Origin of the sequence: Vibrio sp. SALL6 (genome assembly GCF_002002385.1) — a bacterium.
Taxonomy (GTDB): domain Bacteria; phylum Pseudomonadota; class Gammaproteobacteria; order Enterobacterales; family Vibrionaceae; genus Vibrio; species Vibrio parahaemolyticus.
On the sequence record NZ_MQVK01000028.1, the window covers coordinates 36237 to 58757 of the forward strand.

Annotated in this window: 18 protein-coding genes; 11 read left to right on the plus strand and 7 right to left on the minus strand. The window is 45.5% G+C overall.

What is annotated here, in order from left to right:
• Positions 1 to 272 precede the first annotated feature (272 nt).
• The 3 genes from BIW15_RS18460 to BIW15_RS18470 all read left to right on the plus strand — a co-directional run bounded on the left by BIW15_RS18460 (position 273) and on the right by BIW15_RS18470 (position 3506).
• Positions 273 to 698 carry a universal stress protein gene (locus BIW15_RS18460; RefSeq protein WP_005459700.1) on the plus strand — a complete coding sequence of 142 codons (426 nt, stop codon included), beginning with the start codon at positions 273 to 275 and terminating at the stop codon, positions 696 to 698.
• Positions 699 to 933: 235 nt separating this feature from the next.
• On the plus strand, positions 934 to 1551 hold the full coding sequence (locus tag BIW15_RS18465) for an NAD(P)H-dependent oxidoreductase (RefSeq protein WP_005459699.1): 618 nt from the start codon (positions 934 to 936) through the stop codon (positions 1549 to 1551).
• Complete coding sequence (locus tag BIW15_RS18470; RefSeq protein ID WP_005479240.1) at positions 1548 to 3506, plus strand: monovalent cation:proton antiporter-2 (CPA2) family protein; 1959 nt, start codon at positions 1548 to 1550, stop codon at positions 3504 to 3506. Before BIW15_RS18465 ends, BIW15_RS18470 begins: the two co-directional genes overlap by 4 nt.
• A 108-nt stretch (positions 3507 to 3614) precedes the next feature.
• Here the strand turns inward: BIW15_RS18470 and BIW15_RS18475 are convergent, their stop codons facing one another.
• Positions 3615 to 3908: a hypothetical protein gene (locus BIW15_RS18475; protein ID WP_005459692.1), complete on the minus strand. Its 294-nt coding sequence runs from the start codon at positions 3906 to 3908 to the stop codon at positions 3615 to 3617.
• Positions 3909 to 4152: 244 nt separating this feature from the next.
• On the opposite strand from BIW15_RS18475, the gene BIW15_RS25160 reads away from it, so the two are divergent.
• Complete coding sequence (locus BIW15_RS25160) at positions 4153 to 4446, plus strand: helix-turn-helix transcriptional regulator (protein ID WP_005459687.1); 294 nt, start codon at positions 4153 to 4155, stop codon at positions 4444 to 4446.
• A 68-nt stretch (positions 4447 to 4514) separates the two neighbouring features.
• Here BIW15_RS25160 and BIW15_RS18485 read toward each other — a convergent pair whose 3' ends face one another.
• The 3 genes from BIW15_RS18485 to BIW15_RS18495 form a co-directional block, all read right to left on the minus strand.
• Positions 4515 to 5864 carry an alpha-amylase family protein gene (locus BIW15_RS18485; RefSeq protein ID WP_025508852.1) on the minus strand — a complete coding sequence of 450 codons (1350 nt, stop codon included), beginning with the start codon at positions 5862 to 5864 and terminating at the stop codon, positions 4515 to 4517.
• Between the two features lie 476 nt (positions 5865 to 6340).
• On the minus strand, positions 6341 to 6571 hold the full coding sequence (locus BIW15_RS18490) for a PAS factor family protein (protein WP_005479230.1): 231 nt from the start codon (positions 6569 to 6571) through the stop codon (positions 6341 to 6343).
• Positions 6572 to 6857: 286 nt separating this feature from the next.
• Entirely contained in the window at positions 6858 to 9308 is a 2451-nt protein-coding gene (locus BIW15_RS18495; RefSeq protein ID WP_077281423.1) for a M9 family metallopeptidase, read from the minus strand.
• A gap of 533 nt (positions 9309 to 9841) precedes the next feature.
• Here BIW15_RS18495 and BIW15_RS18500 point away from each other — a divergent pair.
• From BIW15_RS18500 to katG, 5 genes are all read left to right on the plus strand, one after another.
• Positions 9842 to 10822, plus strand: a complete 981-nt coding sequence (locus tag BIW15_RS18500; RefSeq protein ID WP_025788046.1) for a hypothetical protein — start codon at positions 9842 to 9844, stop codon at positions 10820 to 10822.
• Positions 10823 to 11078: 256 nt separating this feature from the next.
• Positions 11079 to 11954 (plus strand): hypothetical protein, encoded by an 876-nt coding sequence (locus BIW15_RS18505; protein ID WP_179115306.1) that lies wholly within the window; start codon positions 11079 to 11081, stop codon positions 11952 to 11954.
• Between the two features lie 114 nt (positions 11955 to 12068).
• Positions 12069 to 12959 carry a hydrogen peroxide-inducible genes activator gene (locus BIW15_RS18510; RefSeq protein ID WP_017447896.1) on the plus strand — a complete coding sequence of 297 codons (891 nt, stop codon included), beginning with the start codon at positions 12069 to 12071 and terminating at the stop codon, positions 12957 to 12959.
• Positions 12960 to 13189: 230 nt separating this feature from the next.
• Positions 13190 to 13660: a Dps family protein gene (locus BIW15_RS18520; protein ID WP_069527160.1), complete on the plus strand. Its 471-nt coding sequence runs from the start codon at positions 13190 to 13192 to the stop codon at positions 13658 to 13660.
• A 126-nt stretch (positions 13661 to 13786) separates the two neighbouring features.
• Complete coding sequence (katG, locus tag BIW15_RS18525; protein ID WP_077281425.1) at positions 13787 to 15952, plus strand: catalase/peroxidase HPI; 2166 nt, start codon at positions 13787 to 13789, stop codon at positions 15950 to 15952.
• A gap of 126 nt (positions 15953 to 16078) precedes the next feature.
• Here the strand turns inward: katG and BIW15_RS18530 are convergent, their stop codons facing one another.
• Entirely contained in the window at positions 16079 to 16609 is a 531-nt protein-coding gene (locus tag BIW15_RS18530; protein ID WP_005479211.1) for a cytochrome b, read from the minus strand.
• A 246-nt stretch (positions 16610 to 16855) separates the two neighbouring features.
• Here BIW15_RS18530 and ati1 point away from each other — a divergent pair, with 246 nt between their 5' ends.
• Together ati1 and BIW15_RS18540 are read left to right on the plus strand one after the other, a co-directional pair.
• On the plus strand, positions 16856 to 17305 hold the full coding sequence (gene ati1, locus BIW15_RS18535) for an Ati1 family type III secretion system chaperone (protein WP_077281426.1): 450 nt from the start codon (positions 16856 to 16858) through the stop codon (positions 17303 to 17305).
• 40 nt (positions 17306 to 17345) lie between these two features.
• Positions 17346 to 18839 (plus strand): VPA0450 family T3SS effector inositol phosphatase, encoded by a 1494-nt coding sequence (locus tag BIW15_RS18540; protein WP_025500416.1) that lies wholly within the window; start codon positions 17346 to 17348, stop codon positions 18837 to 18839.
• A gap of 91 nt (positions 18840 to 18930) precedes the next feature.
• On the opposite strand, the gene BIW15_RS18545 is transcribed toward BIW15_RS18540, so the two are convergent.
• Positions 18931 to 20835, minus strand: coding sequence for a S8 family serine peptidase (locus BIW15_RS18545; RefSeq protein ID WP_077281427.1), 1905 nt, complete (start codon positions 20833 to 20835; stop codon positions 18931 to 18933).
• A 656-nt stretch (positions 20836 to 21491) separates the two neighbouring features.
• A complete protein-coding gene (melR, locus tag BIW15_RS18550; protein WP_025503956.1) occupies positions 21492 to 22493 on the minus strand; it encodes a transcriptional regulator MelR in 1002 nt (333 codons plus the stop codon).
• Positions 22494 to 22521: the final 28 nt, after the last annotated feature.

Consider the following 22521-nt stretch of genomic DNA (forward strand, 5'->3'; position numbering starts at 1 on the left):
GATCCAAAAAATAAGTAAAAATATGGATGACAGGTTTAGTTCTTCATGTTGGCGTAATCTCCTAGAGAAATGATGCGCAGAGTGTAGCGGCTTTTTTGTTCAAAAAGCAAGCTTTCTAACCAAATGAGTACAAAGAGAAAGTTTCACAGCAAGTTGTTATATCGTATTAACTTTTTAACAAAACTTTGAACAATTTCGAGATCTTATCAACACAATTTTTGCCCAAGCCATACTATGCTTAGGGTAAAGATAATCCACATAAGGGCGTGGTTATGAAATACAAACATATCCTTGTTGCACTCGAACTGTCAGATGAAAGCACCGTGCTTATCGACAGAGCGGTATCAATGGCAAACTATCTCGACTCCGATATCTCCTTTATCCATATTGATGGTACGCACGGAGAAATCTATCGCGAGCTTGTAGACATTAAAGAGAACCCGGATCAAAGGCCGTTGAATGAGCATTCAATGGAATGTTTAAGAACATTCAGTGATTATATGGACTACCCACTTAAACATTTCTTTGTAGGCACGGGTGATTTGGCTGATAAATTGGAAGTCACCATTAAAGAACAAGAAGTGGATCTGTTGATTTGTGGTCACCACCAAGATTTCTGGAGCAAAATCATTTCTTACTCAAGACACCTAATCAACAAATCACCCGTTGATATTTTAGTGGTGCCTATTCACGAATAAATTGGCGTGATCATGAAATAGCCTCAAGGGCTCAGAGATATTGTCTCATTTTATAAAACCACCAACCTGTTTGGTGGTTTTTTATTAATACTTCATCAGTTTATCTATTCCTACATGGTAGATAGGTTAACGTTTATGCGTTACATTTTGTAACTGACCGAGACGGACATAGCGCGTCAGTCTCTTCACCCACCTTCTCCATTCGGATAAGGCCATGCTGAAAGCAAGGATCCCTATGACAAATAAAAAAGTACTGATTCTCTTTGCTCATCCTTCCCAGCATCGTTCAGAAGTGAATACTCCACTTTTCAAAGAAGCTCAAAAAATCGAAGGCGTGACATGCGTTGACTTGTACGGTGAGTACCCTCGTTTCAACATCAATATCGACCGAGAACAACAACGCCTTCGTGAACATGATGTGGTGATTTTCCAATTTCCGCTTTACTGGTACTCAACACCAGCGATTTTGAAAGAATGGCAAGATTTGGTGTTGGAATACGGCTTTGCATACGGCACCGAAGGAACCGAACTGCAAGGCAAAACCATGCTGTGCGTGCTTTCTGCCGGCGGCAAAGAAGAAGCCTACAAAGCCGAAGGCTACAACCATTTTACGATTCGGGAACTGCTCGCTCCTATCGAGCAAATGTCCGCACTCACGGGCATGCACTATATTGCGCCTCTTGCTTTGTTTGGTTCGCGTACCGCAGCCGAAGAAGGTCGTATCCCGCGTCATATTGAACGCTATAAAAAGCTCTTAACGGCGCTGGTCGAAGACCGATTGGATGTCGAGGCCGCCGCTTCGCTCATTAAACTTAACAGTGCATTGCCGGAGCTCATCAAGGAGGCGTCATGACAGGAATATTCTTACAAGCCTTTGTGTACCTTGTAGCCGCCGTTATCGCGGTTCCGCTAGCAAAACGCTTAGGTTTAGGCTCTGTGCTGGGCTACCTAATTGCCGGCGTGGTGATTGGCCCAATCATCGGCCTAGTAGGCGAAGAGACCACAACCATCCAACATTTTGCGGAATTTGGCGTTGTAATGATGCTGTTCCTTGTTGGTTTAGAACTCGAACCTAAAATGCTGTGGGCGATGCGTAATCGCTTGATGGGGTTAGGTGGCTTGCAAGTTGGCGGCACTGTCGCCGCGATTATGGGTATCGCCTTGTACTTTGAGCAGCCTTGGACGATTGCTCTGGCGATTGGCCTGATTTTTGCACTATCATCAACCGCCATTGTGCTGCAAACCTTTAGCGAAAAAGGGCTAACCAAAACAGAAGGTGGTAAAAACGCATTTTCTGTTCTGCTCTTTCAAGATATCGCTGTTATCCCGATGTTGGCCTTTATTCCATTGTTGGCCCTGCCGGAGTTAGTCGAACAAGCACAAAATGCCGTTCAAACTGCTGCGCAGCATCATGACGATTTAAACCTCGTGGCCGATTTGCCGGGCTGGGCGTACGGTATTGTCATCACTGCATCGATTGCAATTGTTGTGGTTGGCGGACACTTTTTAAGCCGCCCGTTACTTAAGTACGTGGCGAGCTCTGGTTTGCGCGAAATCTTTACGGCGACCGCGCTCATGCTGGTGATTGGCATCGCTGCGCTGATGAGTTTAGTGGGCTTGTCTCCTGCGCTTGGAACCTTCTTGGCTGGCGTTGTATTGGCGAACAGTGAATTCCGCCACGAGTTAGAGTCCAACATCGAACCATTTAAAGGTTTATTGCTGGGTCTGTTCTTTATTACCGTTGGCGCGGGAATCAACTTCTCGGTTCTATTTGGTGATTTCTGGCTGATCATGGCGCTGACCATTGGCGTGATGGTATTGAAAGCCTTGGTGCTGTTTATTCTCGCGCTGATATTTAGAGTGAAAGGTAGCAACCGCTGGCTGTTTACCCTAAGCTTGGCTCAAGCGGGTGAATTTGGTTTTGTGTTGCTAAGCTTCTCTGTGCAAAACCACGTCATTCCGTTTGAACTTTCGCAAACTCTTGCACTGGTGGTTGCGATTTCAATGTTCCTGACCCCGGGCTTGTTCATTCTGTTTGATCGGGTGATTTTGCCTCGCTTTGAAACCCAATCGAATGAACGCGAAAGTGATACGATTGAAGAAACAGGCACAGTCATCATTGCTGGTATTGGCCGCTTTGGTCAGATTGTGAATCGCCTATTAGTATCGAACGGCGTAACAACTGTAGTGCTTGACCATCAAGCCAACCAAGTCGATAACATGCGCCAGATTGGCACTCGTGCCTATTTTGGTGACGCAACCCGACCAGATATGCTGCACACGGCAGGTATCGAGCATGCGGCTGCGTTGGTCGTCGCGATTGATAACCAAGAATCGAGTGTGGAACTGGTGAAATACGTGAAGCACACGTACCCGAAAGTGAAAATCATCGCACGTGCTTTCGACCGCGGTCATGGTTACTTGTTACGTCAAGCTGGCGCAGATGTGATTGAATCGGAAACTTATCACTCGGCACTGGAAATGGGTGGACATGCCATGAAAGCGTTGGGCATTCACCCATTCTTTGTTGAACAGCAAAAAGACACTTACAAGCGCGTAGAAGCTCGTAAATCTGAAATGTTATATCAAGCGTGGGAAGACGATTCGGAAGGTGAGCGCTTCGATAACAACTTCCGCGAGCTATTCATCCAGCTCGAAGAGAAAATGGCGGAAGAGATGCGCAAAGATCGTCACGATAAGTTATCGCGTTCTGAACGTGGCTGGACGCCACCGCCAAAAGGTTACGCTGAAAACTTTGACGGTGAAAACGTGCAAGATATTACGCCACCAAAAGAAGAAGCGATTTAACGCCAAAACAGAAATACAAAAACCTCCCACCATTGGGAGGTTTTTTTGTCGGTTGTACGTCAGCACGCCGCCCTAAATCACCACAGTGACTTTCATCCATAATGAAAGTTACATGAGGTCATTCATCAAAATCTCATACTCTTCATTCGCTTCTTCAACTAAATGAGAAAGCTCTAACGCGTCGGTAACTGCAAGATTGAACTGCCACGGGGTTGCGTCTTCTTTGCCACAAATTCGAGTTTCACATCCACGACTTTCAAAAGATAAATCATCAAACTCGGTCGTATGACGCTCTTCAAGTTCGATAATTTCAACTTCCAATCTTCCAACAGGGTTTACTTTAACATGCGCGTGTAACTCTGAACTGCTAGACAAACAATAATCTCGATGAACTGCAATCATGGCCGCCTCCTTGTTCTGCCAACTAACAACTCATCAAAGAGTGTAGGAGAGGAAGTTTGAACGTGGGGTGAAATAATAATGAAGATTGATCTGTCTCATTGGAGGAGACAATTTTTGTCATCACAGTATGAGTAGGTATGAAACTCGCCTGAAATCACACAGAGTCAAACCAGAAAAGTTGGCATTCAAGGCGAGTTTCCCTATTATCGAAACACATTTAACGTTGGTCAGTTTAGAGGTCAGTATGGAGCTAGAAGCCGTCGCTAAAGCATTAAAAGAATTAGGGCACCCTACCCGTCTATGCATTTATAAAGAAGTCGTTAAAGCGGGCTACAAAGGCATTGCGGTAGGCGGTGTGCAAGAAAAACTCGGTATTCCTGCATCCACACTTTCTCATCATATTTCCAGTTTAGCCTCTGCAGGACTCATTACTCAGCGCCGTGAAGGCCGTATTCTTTTTTGTGTTGCTGAATACGAATGTTTGGACGATGTCATCGACTTTCTTCGTGCCGAATGTTGCGTGAATGAATGCCAATAACGGCTTTGACGATCCAAATAAAAACGAGCTCCTATTGAGCTCATTTTTATTGTCTTCTGTCGCCGCTTTTATTTTTGCACCAATAACATGAACGACTTTGCCGGAACCTTCAGTTCTATCCCGGCTTTAACGCTTTGATCTGACATCAAATCGAACCAATCACACTCTGTCTTTAGCGATAGCGATTGTGCGCGCGTGGATTTGTTTAGCACGACAATGCCTTTCTCTCCGCGTTTTAGCACTAGCATATCGTCATTCCCTTCCAGTACCGTCATTGACTCACCATGAGTCACATTGTGGAACGCGATCATCTTCGCCATACGAGGATCATTCCAAGCGTCTTTCCATCTTGGCTTTCCGTTTTTGTTCTTAATGCCGCTGGTATCCAGATCGGTATAAACCAAAGGCACGCCGCCATCGCGACCAAGAATGTAGGCATAAGCGATCCACTCATCCTCTTCATCCATTATCAAGTCGAGAAAGACGTCGTTGTTGGGAATATCATGCGTCACCACAAAAGTGATGGCTCGACCGTTTGAAAGCGCTTGACCAAAACAGTAAGGGTCAATCAGAGACTTGAAACTGCCTTTTTTTGAAAATGCTTTAAAGATGGTCGAAAACAACGGGAAATCATACGCACCTAAACGGGTTTCTTGTAAATACGGCTCAAGAAACAGTTGATACTCTTCTTCTGTTGCACCGCCATCGGTAATGATTTCCCCAAAAATATGCACATCTTGGGTTATGTCGTCTGTCCATACGCGTTTTAGGTGTTCAAGCGTCATGTGCTTCGCGGCATCAATACGGAAGCCTTTCACACCTATCGCTTTCAATGCTTTTAAGTAAGCTCGCTGCTGCTCGACAACATGTTCACAAACGCGAAGGGTTGGTAAACCAGGATCGGTTGGCCCACCTGTAATTCGGCCATTTTGGACCTGCCATTTATCTTTCCAGTCTTTGATACCAAACGCTTCAACAAAATCTTCTTCACTAAATAGCGGTTTGGATAAATCGCCGAAAAGCTTCAGAGACTGGTATTTCTGTTCGTCTTGTCGGTATTGATCTAACACGTCCTGACGAGGATATTGCAGATCACGGCGTAAATGTGCTTCGTTAGCCATGTGGTTAAACACCACATCGGCGTATACCAAAACGCCTACGCGTTCGAGCTCACGAACCATATAGATGAAGTCTTGGGTGTCACCGAGCGCGTTGTCGATAACACGGTAATCTTGTGGTTGATAGCGCTGCCACCAACGTTCATCGTGGGCGCTTTTCATTGGTGGCGAAACCAGCACCGAGCCATAACCTAGCTGGTGGATTTCATTTGCTCGTTGGGCAATGTCAGCGTACTTCCAATCAAAGGCGTGCAAAATCACGTTTGCACCTGCTGATTGCGTTTCCTGTAAGCCACTCATGTTGTTCTCCTACTCGTTTCCACTCACGATTACTTGTTTGGTTGTTTTGTGTGAATGAACTCAATAGTCGAAATTATAAAAGCTATTCGCGATACGCCCTCACCCTTTTGCGCTTAACTCAAGGCTGAAAATCGAGGCGTAGATACGCCCTGCCTAGCACAATGAGAGTCTGTGAATCACCTCCAGTCGATGACAGCTCTTGCCATCCGCAAACCAAATGCAACTAAGTCATTGTTTTTATTTACATAAAATCCAAAAACAAATTCCAAGCAACAAATCCTTATGTACGCCCTAACCCACTCGCTGTAAATGAGTAGGTTATAAAATGCGTTGACGTAACAAATAGTTAAGAAAAGCAAACTGGCAACTAGATCACGTTTGGTGAGAAGGAATTAGCGTCGAAAAGTGTGTTGAGGAAACGAAAAAACAAAAACGGCCCTTGGGGTATTGGGCCGTGATAAAGACAACGAAGTAGATTAGCGTTCTGGTGTTTCCAGAAGTTTAACGGCGCAATCCACAGCGTTGTTGATACCTTGACTGCTCTCAAGCTTACCTGAACTCGCAGGCCCAAGGGCACAAGAGTACAAAGCCAGTTGCTTATCGAACGGCAGATCCAACTGTTCATATAGGTTTTGTCGGATACGTGCATGTTGTTCTGGTTCTTGGCTTGCAAGGCTAATCAACGTGTCATAAATAAGCGTTTTCATGTCATTCCCTTTAATTTTATTGCACGGGGTGCATATATATTGTATCCGTTTAGAAACCACAAATCAGAAGCTAGGTCACAGAACGCGGCGCTAAAAAAGATTATGTGAGAAGGATATGCCAACACAAAATTGAGACGCTTTCGACAAAAATTGACAGATACATCTCGAAATCATGCAAATGTTTGGCATTTAACACTGTTTGAATACAACCAAAAGCAGGAAAAACGAACACGCCGCCAAAAATGGCGGCGTGTTTTTTTGTGTTACGAAACTAACTTAACGTCGATTAGAAGAAATAAACCAACATCTCTACATCATCACCTTGTTGAGGGGCTTGAAGAGAAAAGTGCACATAGCCCGCTTCAGTCACTGGGATAGCAAGATATTCGTTGCTGCCCGCATAGTTTGATGCGTACTCGTGTTGCTCTGCTGTCGGCCAGTGTTTGCGGCTTGCGTACAAGTCCACATTACCTGCGCCGTAAGGGTCGTTCGCATTTGATTGGCTCGACATCCAAACGCGTACTTCTTTCACGCCTTCAGGCACATAAACAGCGGCATAACGCTGCTGATGAACCGTTAGCACTTTCGCTTCTCCTGATTCCAAAACCACAGGAGCTAAATCGTCTTGCACTTGTGTTGGTGGTGTTTGAGCTTCAACTTCTAAAGCTGCCACAAGGTTTACGGAGTCGTAGCTATCACGCCCTGTTAAACTGATGTAGTAACGGCCAGCTTTAACGTAACCATTTTGCTCTGGCGCAAATTGAATCTCTTCATTGCTACCGTCCGCGTACTGGCTCATTTCGAAGTCGTAGTAATGCGCCACTTTGTTGTAGCTCATGTAAAGGTCGGCATCACCCGCTCCTTCAATAGAGACATTAAAGCGAACGGTGTTAGCAGGCACGTCAACGTAGAACAGTTTTTCGCTATATGCTTCGCCACTCAGTTGAAGGCTTTGGTTCGCCGCCAGCTCCGTCACTTGCACTTCAGGATCGGTTGGTTCGCTTGGCTCTTCTGGATCCGTTCCTGGTTGCTCCGGTTCAACTACCGCTTCTAACGTATCCAACCAACGCTCAAATTCCGCATCGTATTGTTGACCAAGCACAGTAACCTGCTGCGCCCATTGTGCAAACTGACCTGAACGAGACAACGCCAACAAGCTCTCTACATCTTGAGGGTGGTTTTCTAGCATGAAGCGAACCGCCAAGTAGCCCCAACGGTAAATGCGGTTGCTATCGTGCGAGTATGTGGTGTCAAACACGGTTGAAAGGCTCAGTTTGCCACTTGGGATCAGATCGATCGCGGCCTTGTAACCTTGTTTGTAATGCATGTATTCCGCAAAGCCTTCCAGCCACCAAACGATATGACCATGAGCTAAGTTGTCGCTGAATGAACCGTATTGGTTGAAACGTGCATCCAAGTAGTGAGTGTACTCGTGCTCAAGGTTCAAAATAGATAGATCTTCGCCATTCGCGTAGCGATAAGCCACGAAACGCGCCGTATTATCGGCTCTTGACGGAGTCCCCTCTAAGTACTGACCACCGTTATCCGTTGTATTGCCAAACAGGAATGAAGAGTAATCAACGTAACTGTCGTTGCTTGCAAACACCGCGACTTCAACACGATCGTTCAAGTCATCCGCCACTGGTTGATTGCCAGTATTCGCAACTTGATGAAAGTCTGCTTCTTTCGCAGCAAGCACTTCACACGCTTTCGCAGCTTGAGCATCGGTGAGATCTTCAGAGCGAATGATGGCAGGTCCCTGACATTCGAAACGATTTGGCATCACGCGTGCTGCTAGATCTTGCTTCGCTTGCTCTAGGTTTAGACCATTCAAACCCTCAGGTGCGTAGTAACTCATCATCTCAACGGCGGCAAGCCACAGTTTGTCGTGCTCACTGCCCAATGGGTAACGCTGCATCACTTGTTGCATGACAGCCAATGCTTTGCGTTTGGTTTCTTGATCTGGGCTCGCAAGTAGACGACCAGTTTCACGTAATGCATTGAAAACGATAAAGTTTGCATCTGTATCTAACGCCCATGCATTGTCAGAAGCGAATCGCGCTAACGTATCAATATGGTGAGTGTTGTTTGCCATGTAGCGGTAGAACGCATCGTTCGCCGCGTGACCTGCCATAGAGCGGAACAAGTTGTTCAGGCCATCAACCCATTGGGTATCTTTCGCGGTGTCACGGTTAAAGTGCATCAACGCGGCCATCATGCTATCCATGGTCAGCGGCAACTGCTTCACGTTATCAACCATCAAAGTCAGGCTCTTCATTGCGCCAACTTGCTCACGGCCTTGATCCAAAGCATGAGGGTTGTTAAGGAACAGGTTCGTTGACTGGGCAAAACGCTGACTCAATGCTTCTGAAAACTCAGGTGTGCCAGTGCCAGCGTTGTAACGAACGTAATACGCCGCACGAACAAATTCGCCTAGATTTTCTAGAACGCGAGCTTGTTCTGCTTCACCACGATAGCGTGCAATTTCTTGATCCAACGCGACTTGAATGCGGCTTAAACTTGCTTCGCTATAAATATCATTCAGCGTTGCTGAAGGCGCAGAGAACCAAGCGTGGTAGCAATCATATTCAGCGCCAGAAACGGCAGAGGCCAAATCACGCGATTGTTGTAAATCAGCAACAGCACACTGATTTTGGGCAAAAGAGAAGCTAGAAACACTCGCTAGCATGCAAGCAAGCGCCAAACGATGACGCGGGAAAAAACGGATATGAGACATAACAACACTCATTGATTATAAAAATAAATTGAGTGGGGTTTATATTCCTTACAGCTCAAACAGTGAAATCAGTATCATAAAATTTATGAAACCGATCCCAAAAATAGACTTATTACTCTAATTTAATGGGACCAATCCCACACAGAAAAACTCAATAATTATTAATAAAAACATTAATTTACCTTTTCCTAAATAAGACAATATGAGTCAAAAGTGACTCAAAAAATGAAATTTATCGCACCAGACCAAAAAGTTAGTTATTAGCTCAACTGAGAACCATTGAAAACGAGTTTTCATTATGAGACATGAACCAAATAAGCATCAAAACACATATCTGAAAGCAATGGATGATGGTAAATTCTCGCCACACGTCGTGCCTAATACTCTATTGCATAATGACATCATCCTTTTTTGTCGAAACGTAATATCAATGAGAGTAAAACCTGCATCGAGCAAATCACGGCACTGAACTAGGACTACATATCCCCTTCCATCACTCCAGAAAGAAGTGGGACTTAAAAGGATCAGAAACCATGTCACTTTGGGGATTTTTAGGAGCGGGGCTTGCTTACTTATTAATGACGTTTGCCTTTATTTTTGGCGGCATTTTTTGGTTATGTGCGGAAGGTAATACATTAAGAGAAACAAAACGCCAATCATCGATAATGTCAGGGATTATTGTTTGCACTATGGGAACTTGGGTGATTGCATTTAGTATTTATATTTACGGTTACTTTTGGGATAACTCTTCTCACTATTATTTTTACTTGCTCGCTCCATGGCCTCTTGCCATTGTAGGCATAACACTTCGTAACCATTGGGTTAGCCAATACGCAAGTGTAAAACAAGAAAAAAATGAAAAGTGGCAAAGGCACTGGAGAGAAATATTAGGCGAAGATACTGAAGTTCTTCCACCGTATCGATATGACTACGGGCTCTACTCAGGCATTTGGCAAGCCAATGAAACACTCAGAGAGCAGTGCTTTGCAGCGCTTACTCACGGGAATTCAGTCTATGAGAGAGTAAAGGCTTTTCAAAAAATGACTACTCACGAGCACAACACCGATGATCAAATTTTGCTGAGTAAACTCGCCCAATTAGAGAATGAAATTATCCAAGCACTGGAACAACACTCGCAAAAAAACGTAAGTATTGAAACAGGCTCTGGTACTTTATGCAAAGAGTCAAAACGCAATGTTTATCGCCATGAGAATGGCCCAACAGAAGAGCAACTGTACGACTCAATCAATCTCCAACATGATTTGGATCGAGAGCTGCGTAACATTATCTATGACAGGCTTGGTGACGATGGCTTGGATGAATACTTTTTCCTCCGAACGCCACTCGAAGAGCTTACCGAGAATGAAACCGCAATCAACTGGATGCTCTGGGGTTTAGTAAGCGACCATTTTGACGTTGACCCATACCAAACGGCGTTGGAGCTCAACTTAATGAATGCGGAACCAAGATGGGGACAAGATGAGCGGTTTGTGGTGGTAACAACGGCAGCTTGAACGACTTTACGCGTTGATTACTAGACGCCCTCAAGCTGAAAATATTGCCCTGCCCGATAAACAACCAACTTATTGACTACAAGCTCATTTATCATAATCGAGATAAGCATAACGTTGCTCATCAAGCACTTAGTAGGCGCATTCGTCACGATCTTATCCAGAGCTTTTATCGGCTTCATGAGACATCGTAAAGAACTGTGCTTCCCATTTCTGCGTATATACTTTCTATCAACAGATGCCTTTTCAGAGAGTAGTTATGTTAGAAGAACGACTTTATGAACGTTATCTGCCTGGGTACTTAGAAAGTAATAGTGAAGAAGAAAAGCAGCGCCTATGGCAGCAAGCTGACCCTAACACGATTTATCAGCTCAATAGCGAATTACAAAAACTGCACGGCGAGGGCAACGACCTCATATCGTTTAGTGACCCCAATCGTTCGCACCTCCCGATCACCGCTTGGCCGGACATGCTATCGGCCGACATTGCCTTTTGGCGCAAGCACCAACACTGGTTGTTGCAAAGTAATGACCCGGTCACTGCAACTAATGAAGACGACTTGAGCGTGAATTATAAAATTCCGCTCAATTACATCAATCAATACAATGGTGAACATTTACGCCTGTTCTACGGGTCTCGCCTCGTTTATGCGAGATTGTTCAGCGCCCTGCACTACATTTTGAATCACGTTAAATCGGTGATCGAAGATTGGAGCCACGATCGCTACCCCTATCAATTACCCATAGAACTGTACATACCAACGACAAGTGAGCCGCAATCGGCAGTACGAAGTACATATCACCATTTCAATAGTGCTAACTATCAATCACTTAAAAACTATTTCCAGCAGCACTATTCAAGTTGGATTGAAGAGCAATATCTCAATTGGATGTTCGAGCTCAACACACAACTTAATCACCAAACCGCCGCCACTTACATCGTTGAATATGAAGACGAGTTTGGCATTCCGCGTGTCGACTTTATTTGCAAAAACGAAAACACTTTGCGGATGATTCGCCCCGCTCATTTTGTTGAAGACATGCGACAAATGGTGAGCTCGACCGATTATCTTGATCACCAAGTACAGCAAGTCGCGCTCAGAATCGAACGGCAATGCCGAGCGAAAGGATGGTAAATAAAGGCAGGTACAACGTTAGGGAAATTCGAACAACAAATAGCCATCTTCTAAGCTTGATCATTAGAACGAAAAGCTTGAACGGTGAGAAGACTCAACGGACGGATAAACGCTATGCTATCGATAAAACAATTATCTTATGCCTTGGCTGTCTCAAAAACGCTGCATTTTCGTAAAGCAGCAGATTTGTGTCATGTTCGCCAATCAACGTTGAGTACAGGCGTCAGTGAACTGGAGCGTCAGCTAGGCATTAAGATTTTTGAACGGGACAATAAAAAAGTGCTCGTCACGCCACTTGGTCGTGAAGTTTTAGACAAAGCCAGCAACATTATGCTTCAACTGGAAGACATGGCACACCTCGACCACAGTTGCGGCGAACCTTTTTGCTTTCCGTTGTCCATTGGCATGATCCCGACCATTGCACCTTATCTTCTGCCAAAGTTGTTACTCACCTTAAAAGAGCAGTACCCGAACGCGAAAATAGACATCGTCGAAGAACAGTCGCATGTCCTTGTCGACATGGTTCACAGCGGTGAAATTGACGCGGCCGTGCTGGCCATCCCCTACCCTTGTGACGGCTTGTTAACGTTAGAGTTTTGGCAAGAAGACTTTTACTGGGTCGCGCTCGATGGGCAAATGCACACAGACAAAAGCAGCATTACGTCCGAAGAACTCCAAGAAACCAACCTCATGCTGCTTAAAGAAGGCCACTGCCTCAAAGATCATATTTTGGATGCCTGCCGCCTCTCTGAACAAACCTCCAATCAGGAATACCGTGCCACCAGCCTAAACACGTTAATTCAAATGGTAATGAGTGGAATGGGCACAACCTTGATCCCGGAAATGGCACTGGAACAGCTCGTCACGCACTACCCAGTATTATCGGCAGTGCATTTAAATGAGCCCGGCCCTCACCGCAGAATAGCCCTCGCGTTTCGCCCAAACTATGTGGACGTTTCCAGTCTCGAAGCGCTTTCCCGTATCGCGAAGCAATCTCTCAAATAATCTCGAAATCAAAATCGTTTAAACCCAGAAGCGAGCCGTTACCTCGGTGTGCTTTGTGGGCGTTGGTATTTTCTATAGACAACGCCTTCCATTCAGTAATCAAAATTTCCGAACGTTACATTCATTTTTATCATTTTTACAAATCAGAACATCTATCCAATACTTTTTTTAGTTGTTTGCTGACGGCTTACAAAAAGTCGTGAAACCAGATGGAATGAGAGGAAGCTAGCATGACGCACATCGATATCGGCATTGATAGAGAGCACCGATTAAGCACCGCAGAGGGCTTGAAGCAGCTCTTGGCAGATTCTTACACGCTCTATCTGCAAACGCACAACTTCCACTGGAATGTGGAAGGCCAGAACTTCAGAGAACTGCATCTCATGTTCGAAGAACACTATACCGAACTTGCGACGGCTGTAGACGAGATTGCCGAGCGCATACGCACACTGGACGTTCCCGCACCCGGCACGTTTAAAGAGTTCGCCAAACTCAGTGTGATTGAAGAGGTTGAAGGCGTTCCGAGCGCGACGGAAATGGTCGACATACTCACGCACAATCACGAACAAGTCGTAAAAACCGCACGTAAAGTGTTAAAGCTAGCCCAACAAGCGGATGACGAATCTAGCGTGGCGTTGGTATCGGACAGAATGCGCATCCATGAAAAAACAGCATGGATGTTACGATCGCTGCAGAAATAACGCCGAGCGAAACGACCTAAGGATAATGCTCTGTATTAAAACATCAGTAATTAATAACGGATGCCCGTGTTTGTTCACCAGCTGTAACGACTAGCACTCGCAAAACGCAAGAATGGGAGAATTAACATGACACAACAAAATGCGCATTCCGCAGGCAAATGCCCCGTAATGCATGGCTCCATGACCACCAATGACAGAACAGAAAAGAACTGGTGGCCGAAGTCGCTCAACCTCGACATTTTGCATCAACACGACGCTAAAACAAATCCAATGTCGAGTGATTTTGATTACCAAGAAGAAGTCAAAAAACTCGATTTCGCTGCACTCAAACAAGACCTCATCGCACTAATGACCGATAGCCAAGAATGGTGGCCTGCTGACTGGGGACATTATGGCGGCTTGATGATTCGTATGTCATGGCATGCGGCAGGGACTTATCGAATCGCAGATGGTCGCGGCGGTGCGGGCACCGGTAATTTACGTTTCGCCCCGCTAAATTCATGGCCAGATAACGCTAATCTCGACAAAGCAAGACGTATCCTTTGGCCGATTAAGAAAAAATATGGCAACCAACTGAGCTGGGCCGATCTCATTGCGTATGCCGGTACGATGGCTTATGAATCCATGGGGTTGAAAACGTTCGGCTTCGGATTCGGGCGCGAAGACATCTGGCACCCAGAAAAGGACATTTATTGGGGCTCAGAAAAAGAATGGCTGGCACCTACCAACAACCCTAACAGCCGCTATTCAGGTGAACGGGATTTAGAGAATCCACTCGCCGCTGTGATGATGGGCTTAATTTATGTCAACCCAGAAGGCGTCGATGGACAGCCGGATCCACTCAAAACCGCGCACGACGTACGAGTTACGTTCGCTCGAATGGCAATGAATGATGAAGAAACCGTTGCCCTAACCGCTGGTGGCCACACCGTAGGTAAAGCGCATGGTAACGGTGATGCAGCCAATTTAGGCCCAGAGCCAGAAGGTGCCGACATTCACGACCAAGGATTAGGTTGGTTAAACAAGACAACCCGCGGCGTAGGCAACAACGCGGTCACCAGTGGGATTGAAGGCGCATGGACAAGCCAGCCAACGCAATGGGATAACGGCTATTTTCATCTGCTGTTAAATTACGATTGGGAACTGAAAAAAAGCCCAGCCGGCGCATGGCAATGGGAACCTATCGACATTAAAGAGGAAGACAAACCGGTCGATCCTGAAAACCCTAACGTTCGGCATAACCCAATCATGACAGACGCCGATATGGCGATGAAGATGGATCCGGAGTATCGCAAAATCTCAGAACGCTTCCATAGCGACCCGGCCTATTTCGCCGACACCTTTGCTCGGGCTTGGTTTAAATTAACGCACAGAGACATGGGGCCTAAGGCTCGCTACATCGGCCCTGATGTTCCGCAAGAAGACCTCATCTGGCAAGATCCGGTTCCTCACGGCAATGCAAACTACGATGTAGACGCGGTAAAAGCCAAAATCGCAGCCAGTGGGTTATCGGTTAGTGACATGGTCACAACCGCTTGGGACAGTGCACGCACGTTCCGTCAGTCTGACAAACGTGGTGGCGCAAACGGCGCTCGTATTCGCTTAGCACCACAAAAAGACTGGCAAGGTAACGAGCCAGAGCGGCTAGCCCGAGTATTACCGGTGTTGGAAAGCATCGCGAAAGATACGGGAGCCAGCGTCGCTGATGTGATCGTATTAGCAGGTAACGTCGGTATTGAGCAAGCCGCCAGCGCTGCGGGTGTTAACGTCACTGTGCCGTTCCTTCCAGGACGTGGCGACGCAACACAGGATATGACGGATGTTGAGTCCTTCGAGGTGTTAGAACCGTTGCACGATGGATATCGAAACTGGCTCAAACAAAACTACGTTGTATCACCAGAAGAAATGCTGTTGGATCGCACCCAATTGATGGGGTTAACTGCCGCTGAAATGACGGTGCTCGTCGGAGGGATGCGCGTTCTTGGCACGAATCACAGCGGTAGTAAACACGGAGTGTTCACCGACCGAGTCGGCCAACTTACCAACGATTTTTTCGTTAACCTAACCGACATGAACTACACGTGGGAACCCGTTGGCGAAAACCTTTACGAAATCCGCAACCGTCGCTCCAAAGATGTAAAATGGACAGCGACCCGCGTCGATCTTGTCTTCGGTTCAAACTCAATACTCAGAGCCTATGCCGAGCTGTATGCACAAGATGACAACGCAGGAAAATTCGTTGATGACTTTGTCGCCGCGTGGACCAAAGTGATGAACGCCGACCGATTTTGATGTCATCCAAAGCGAAGCCCAATCTAACAATTAGGCATCCTTTCGCTTATATAAAAAATGGCAGGTATCACTTACCTGCCATTTTGTTGCTCAGAAACCTTCGAAGCACATTCTTGTTTTGTCTTATCAAGCTTTGCCCAACATTCTCAGCAACGTTCCGTCCTGCTTAATAAAATGATGCATAAAGCTGGCACCAAGGTGCAAAACCAATAGGAATGGCAACAACGCTTCACCACTAAACTCGTGGATCCCCTCACCCAGCTCTTTCAGCATGTGTATTTCTCTGCCAGAACTCACTAATTCAAAACCAAACAGGCTCAGGCCGTACCCTTCTCCTACAGAAACCGCGATGCCAGACAAAGGCAACACCACAGTTAAGGCCAGAAGAGAATACATAACCACAGCCGCCGCGATAGACTCAAATTTACTTCTTTCAGTCATAGGTTTTGGCATACCTCCAATGAGTCTCCCAACTAACCTAGGCACGCTCAAGGCTAAGACTAAAAGTCCGAACGACATGTGCGCATTAAAAAGTAAATTGTTTGATTCATCATCCATGACTAGACCAGAAATGAGTACCGCAATCATTCCAAGCCCAATAACCCAATGGAAAAACATCATTGATTTTGAGATTGCATTGTTCGTTTTCGCGTCCATCTTCTTTCTCCATGTAAAAGACATGGTTATTCTTCACATGAGCCATGAATAAAAGATGAATACTTTATTCAGACAAACCACTCTCAGACGAAATAAACAGGTCGCCGCCCTCTAGTTGTGGTCCGTGTTGATACGATAAAAATAAAAACTTACGCCCATACTCAATATCCTTCCACACCCTCACTCTTATACCCTTTCCCAAAATGAGTAATAACCATAATAAATTTTTAGATTGAGGGGAAAACAATGGATATCTACCAAGAAAGCATCAGTTTTTTAGGTAACGACGCGAACTTCGATGCAAACGGATTATTTCAATGCGAACTGTCATCGAATACAAATGACCATGATGAAGCGCTTTTCTTAACCATATTTAAGAACGAAACCACCATCAATTTGCACATGTCGTTGACCAGCCCTGTTGAGTTGCCAACACCTCTGCCAGAAGCCATCGCAATTGCTATCGGTGAACACGCGCTAGAACCATTTCGAGGTGGTTTCGGCGTTGGTTTAATGCCGGATAGCCGCAGACTGACCGTTTATAAGGTTATTCCTTTAGCTAATAAGCCTCAAAGTTATGTTCAAAACACATTCCAACAACTGCTAGAAAAAATTGAGCAGTGGCACCTCTTCATTGAACAAACCGATAACGAAGCAGCAATTCCAGAACAATTACCTGCTGGGATTTTCATTTAATCCCGCTAAAAACGACCATGTTTAGAAATGAGTTTATTTTATGTCGACAATTCAAATTAATAGTCAACATCGAGGTAATTTAGACCTCGCAGATATTCAAAATATCAAAACCAATGCGAAAGAAGGCGATACCGTTAAATTTGGCTCTGTATTTGGTAAAGAATACAGCGTTACCAAAAGCAATGATGGTGAAATTAGCCTCAAACAAAAAGAAAATCGCAGCTTTTTTAATCGCTTTTTTAGCAAAACAGATTCATCGAAAAACAGCGACTTAAAGCTGAACTTGATGAACCAACAACTGCACAAAAAAGAGAACAACGGCAACGTTAAGGTCCTGACATTAACGTACAACCAAGCCAACCAAAAGATGCCTGCAGAGACGAAGAACTACTTCCAAAACCTTATCCAAAAGGGTGACTATGATGTGGTCTTATTTGCCGAACAAGAATCGAAATTGCTTGCTAACGACCTAGAACTCGATGGCATGAACCTGCTTAGCCAAAACAAAATGAAAGTCATGACTAAAGGGCTTGGTGAAGGTATCAGCTACACTTCGATGTCTGTTTTTGCGAAAGATGGCGTCGATATTAACGTGAAAAATGAGTCTGAATATCGTCACGGCATCGGTGGACGAAACATGGAATTCTTCATGGGCATCACGGGTAATAAAGGCGGCGTGAAAACGGCTTTGGAGATCAATGGACAACCTTTAAACGTCATTTCTGCACACCTGGATTCCAACAAAGAAGTCAAACGTGAGTTCGAAGGCAACAAGTTGATGGAAGGCATTAATCCAAATGAGGAAGTTCTGATCACTGGCGATCTCAATGAACGTGAGAAGCGCGTTGCTGAAGGCTCTGATGTGCTGTACGACCCAATTGCCCACGATGATACGCACTTAGCGAAACATGGCTTTAAGTTCAAACCACTCGATAGCCATACTTACATGCAGCTAGATAAGCACACTGGCAATATTAAGCAGAAAGAAGGCCGAGATCGCCCTGACTTCGGTGAGCTGGATAACACTGGTTTAACCAACAAAACGGGCAACTTACAGAACCACCAAACCAGTGTTATCACTGATGGTTTTGAGAATGTCAGCGACCATAAGCCAGTGCAGTCAACGTTCGAAGTCAGAAGCTTTTCTCAAAAGTTGATTGAAAACGCATTTACTCAAAATGCCAATGACTTTAAAAATGATGCCGCCTATCTGAAGCCAGGCACAAACCCAGCTAACGCAACGTTTGATGATGTAACCTCTGCTAACCAAGCACGTCTGGGTTTAGAAAACTTAAACCCGAATGAACAAGCATTCGTGAAAGAGAATTTTGCGAGCTTTATTATCGGTAAAGACGCGATCTTCAGCCAGCTAACTAGCGGCTTTATGGAGGAGATGGGCCAACTTCATGCCTCTGATCTTGCTAAGAACCCAACTCATCTACAAGCGCAGCAAATTGCGTTGAGCGAAAAATACGAACAGCTAAGCGATAAAGTAAACGCTGAGTTTAATAAACAATTCGTGGCAAATCTTTAGCCACAGAGCCGTATTTATCTCTGTTCGATATTGAAAACATAGAAAGTTAAAAACACAAAAAGGCCCTCTTCTCGGGCCTTTTTCATGGCGATCATTTGTTCGGCTTGCCTCCACCTTTTCCGCCGCCCTTACCACCACCAGAACCAGCAACCGTGATGTTATCGCTCCATCCACTCCAGAACAAAGAACCATCGCTTTTCTGAATGGTGCCAACACGATAATGCACTTCGCCATTGACACTGGAATCTTCAAACGTCGTGGCCGTAGGGTCGAGAACATCCCAACTGCTTAGGCTTTGCCATCGATTACGTTTTGCATTCCAACTCTCGCGTTCGACTCTAAAGCCTGCAATGGCACCCTGATCCCCCAAGTAGTTCCAATTGAGAAAGACAATACTATTGGTGATCGAGATGGAAAGAGCTTCTGGTGCCTTAACGACTAGAGGAGGTGGTGGTGGCGGTTCCGAAGGTGTTGCAGTCAGAGCTCCCACCAAATTAAGTCGTCCGTATTGAGAGATGCTCTGTAAATCTTGTCCATCAGCACCTATTGGATCCGCTCCTTGTTCCAACATCATACGAATCATCTGGTTACAAGGTACGCCAGAAGCATCTTGGCAAGTTGCAGGATCGGATAACTGATCTGCATATTTGTATGCCCAAAGTAACGCAGCTGCGCCAGCAACATGAGGACTGGCCATGGATGTACCCGACTGCCAATGCAGACAGGCGTCATTATCGTAATCGAAGGTACCACACTGCTCATTTGGCATCGTCGAGAGAATACTGTCACCAGGTGCCATTAGCGACACCCAATCGCTACTGAAAGTAGAGAAGCTGGCACGATTGTCATCGTCATCCGTCGCACCTACGGCAATCACGTTGTCATAAGCTGCGGGGTAGTTCTTTATCGGATCTCCGGCGTTCCCTGCTGCGCTCACTAACAACACGCCTTTCCCCCAAGCGTAGTTAACGGCATCATTTTCCGCTTGGCTATAACCGACTAAGCTAATCGGGTTGCCCTCTTCATCGATTTCATCAGAGCCATAACTCATGTTAATCACGTGGTAGCCGTTATCGGCAGCATAGGTGATCGCATCAATGGAGGAAGATAGCGGGCATACCCCCGTCGCAGCGATAAGGAAGCAGCCAAAAAATGGGTCGCAGCTATAAATCAGATATTCGTAGCACGTCTTCAGGTTGCCAACAGAACTGTTAAAACCGACCCCAGCAATACCAATACCGTTATCTGTCTGAGCCGCCGCAATACCTGCGACATGGGTGCCGTGTCCAACCACGTCCTCTAACGTATCACTTTGATAATCGGTGACGAACTTCTGCTGCTCAATACATTTTCCGTTCCCAAACTCAATGCTACTCACGCTATCCCCTGCCATACGACAATCAATACCGGAATCGAGAATTGCTATCTTGACGGCAGAACTACCTTTCGTCATATCCCAAGCTTCGGGAGCATTGATATCTGCACCAGGCAAGCCAGAGGCTTCATCCAGATACGGACCAAATAGTGGGTCATTCACCACGGTAGAATGTACTTGCCCAGTATTATTGAGCGCCCACTGCTCAGAAAAGTAGTCACTAGCATAGATACTTCCACCGAGACCTTCATTGGGAACATACTGAACGATGTGGTTGATATCAGGTTCTGCATACAACACATTCGGGTTCTGGTTAAAACGGGCTAACTGCGCTTCCACTGTTCCAACGGGCACTTGCAAGACATGCACATCAATGCCGGAAATGACTTTGAGCGATTTGGCTCTGCTCTGACGCATCAACTCCCCTACGTCAGACGCCGCTGCACCGGGACGAAATTTAACGAGAATACGATCCACGGCATAAGCCGGAGGTGGATCTGTATGAACGGGATGAGGATGACTATCGAGGTAAGCCTGCGGTATAGCAAGGCTTTCTGGAACCGCCGCCTGCACAATGGCAGACGACAACAATAAAATCGGCAAGGATAATGAATGATGCATGGCACTATACTCCGTGTTGGATAAGTCCCTTCCTTGACTGAGGAACTCCATTTGCCAGATGAAACGGCAGCGGGTACGGCTCAGCCCCCATCAAAACCTTTTAACTTAGAATAGAAGTCTAATGATAAATTTACCAATAAGGAAAATATCTAAGGCATGCAATAGACCGATAGCAACGGTGAGGAAATGGGCGGGAGCTAACTATTTTCTTTGAAAAACCAGAAAAATGTTTCTGGTCGGTAAAACCATTTTGCTGCTTATAAAGCATATGGTGTAATGCGCTTACTTGTTAAACTTCCAGAAACAAGTAAATAGCTTCATCATTGAACTAAACAGACCTTGACGATCCCCGAGATCTGTTGTTATCTGATACTGGTGAATCCGCGACTCCATATATGCCCAATCGATTTGAAACCATTGAGTCTGGAACCTCTAGCGCTGTCGCACACAACAAAGAGGGATACCACAGAACTATGATGACTCTGATCAGGGATGGTCCTCTAACAAAGTCGACATCCACGTAATCGGTCAGTTAGTTGTCAAAAGCTCGATGGCTCTAACAAATATGAGCCACCTAACTAGTGAACTACGTGATGTGGGTCCAGATTGCACAATTAGAGCAAGCATGGTTTGAATCGCTTTCTTCGCCTACTTTTCTATTTTCTAATTGTTAAAGGCTTTTTACCATCGCAGGCACCCTTTTCTAAATCGTAAAGCGGATTGCTCCCATGATTGCTCCATCGATAATCTTCTCGTGCTCGATTTCGATATTGAGTCGGAGTTAAGCCGATTTGTGCCTGAAAGGTATCGTAAAAACGGCTGATTGAATTAAAACCAACGGTGAGTGAAATATCGAGAATGGTCCTATCTGTATCGCTTAACAAAGCTCGTGCATGATTAATTCTCATCGCAGTAATGTACTGTTTTATGGTCATTTGCATCGTTCTTTGAAACAAGTTCATCGCATAGTTGCTATGCAAGCCGACATGCTCCGCGATATCTTTGTTTGTCAGTGGCTGATTATGATGCGCCGCTATAAACTCCAGCATTTGACTAACATAAAATTGGGAGTGTTTGGATACCCCTTTCTTTGTCGATTTTTCTTGTTTATTGCTACTCAATAACTCCCAACCATCTAGGCACATTCGTTTGAGCATAAGCGCGATTTCTTCCGCAGCTAATTGTTGACGGCTTTCAGAAGCGTGCTTGATCTCTTGAGCCCAGCGCGCAATTTCAAACTCACTGACTAATGAACACGATGTGGATTCGAGTACGCAGCCGTGAGTTATCTGGTTGACAAAATCACGTTCCAGCGTCCACGACATAAAGTGATGAATAGGAATATTGATGATCCCCATATTGTGACTCTTGCCCGGGTCGGTTAAACGATGAGGCACCGCAGCCCAAAAAAGTCCAATCGCCCCACTTTTTACCACAACCGGACTGCCATTAAACATGTACTCGACATCATCGCCAAAAGGAATATTGATTTCTATCTGCCCGTGCCAATGATAGCCAGGCATCGCATACGGGGCTCTTAACTCAATATCAATGTTCTCACCAGAAGAATAGAGAGACAGAGGGCTGACTAATACAGTATCGGATGAGTGCTTCTCTTGGGACACTACCTTCAGAGCTTCAGCATCGAGTTGCTTCATTACATTATCCTTAGAAAACCGTATAAAG

Bases quoted from the DNA above. Each gene is read 5' to 3' on its own strand.
- BIW15_RS18500 (WP_025788046.1), top strand. From the start codon at position 9,842: ATGTCACTTTGGGGATTTTTAGGAGCGGGGCTTGCTTACTTATTAATG.
- BIW15_RS18505 (WP_179115306.1), top strand. From the start codon at position 11,079: ATGTTAGAAGAACGACTTTATGAACGTTATCTGCCTGGGTACTTAGAA.
- BIW15_RS25160 (WP_005459687.1), top strand. From the start codon at position 4,153: ATGGAGCTAGAAGCCGTCGCTAAAGCATTAAAAGAATTAGGGCACCCT.
- BIW15_RS18460 (WP_005459700.1), top strand. From the start codon at position 273: ATGAAATACAAACATATCCTTGTTGCACTCGAACTGTCAGATGAAAGC.
- katG (WP_077281425.1), top strand. From the start codon at position 13,787: ATGACACAACAAAATGCGCATTCCGCAGGCAAATGCCCCGTAATGCAT.
- BIW15_RS18545 (WP_077281427.1), bottom strand. From the start codon at position 20,835: ATGCATCATTCATTATCCTTGCCGATTTTATTGTTGTCGTCTGCCATT.
- BIW15_RS18520 (WP_069527160.1), top strand. From the start codon at position 13,190: ATGACGCACATCGATATCGGCATTGATAGAGAGCACCGATTAAGCACC.
- BIW15_RS18495 (WP_077281423.1), bottom strand. From the start codon at position 9,308: ATGTCTCATATCCGTTTTTTCCCGCGTCATCGTTTGGCGCTTGCTTGC.
- melR (WP_025503956.1), bottom strand. From the start codon at position 22,493: ATGAAGCAACTCGATGCTGAAGCTCTGAAGGTAGTGTCCCAAGAGAAG.
- BIW15_RS18510 (WP_017447896.1), top strand. From the start codon at position 12,069: ATGCTATCGATAAAACAATTATCTTATGCCTTGGCTGTCTCAAAAACG.
- BIW15_RS18485 (WP_025508852.1), bottom strand. From the start codon at position 5,864: ATGAGTGGCTTACAGGAAACGCAATCAGCAGGTGCAAACGTGATTTTG.
- BIW15_RS18465 (WP_005459699.1), top strand. From the start codon at position 934: ATGACAAATAAAAAAGTACTGATTCTCTTTGCTCATCCTTCCCAGCAT.
- BIW15_RS18540 (WP_025500416.1), top strand. From the start codon at position 17,346: ATGTCGACAATTCAAATTAATAGTCAACATCGAGGTAATTTAGACCTC.
- BIW15_RS18490 (WP_005479230.1), bottom strand. From the start codon at position 6,571: ATGAAAACGCTTATTTATGACACGTTGATTAGCCTTGCAAGCCAAGAA.
- ati1 (WP_077281426.1), top strand. From the start codon at position 16,856: ATGGATATCTACCAAGAAAGCATCAGTTTTTTAGGTAACGACGCGAAC.
- BIW15_RS18530 (WP_005479211.1), bottom strand. From the start codon at position 16,609: ATGGACGCGAAAACGAACAATGCAATCTCAAAATCAATGATGTTTTTC.
- BIW15_RS18475 (WP_005459692.1), bottom strand. From the start codon at position 3,908: ATGATTGCAGTTCATCGAGATTATTGTTTGTCTAGCAGTTCAGAGTTA.
- BIW15_RS18470 (WP_005479240.1), top strand. From the start codon at position 1,548: ATGACAGGAATATTCTTACAAGCCTTTGTGTACCTTGTAGCCGCCGTT.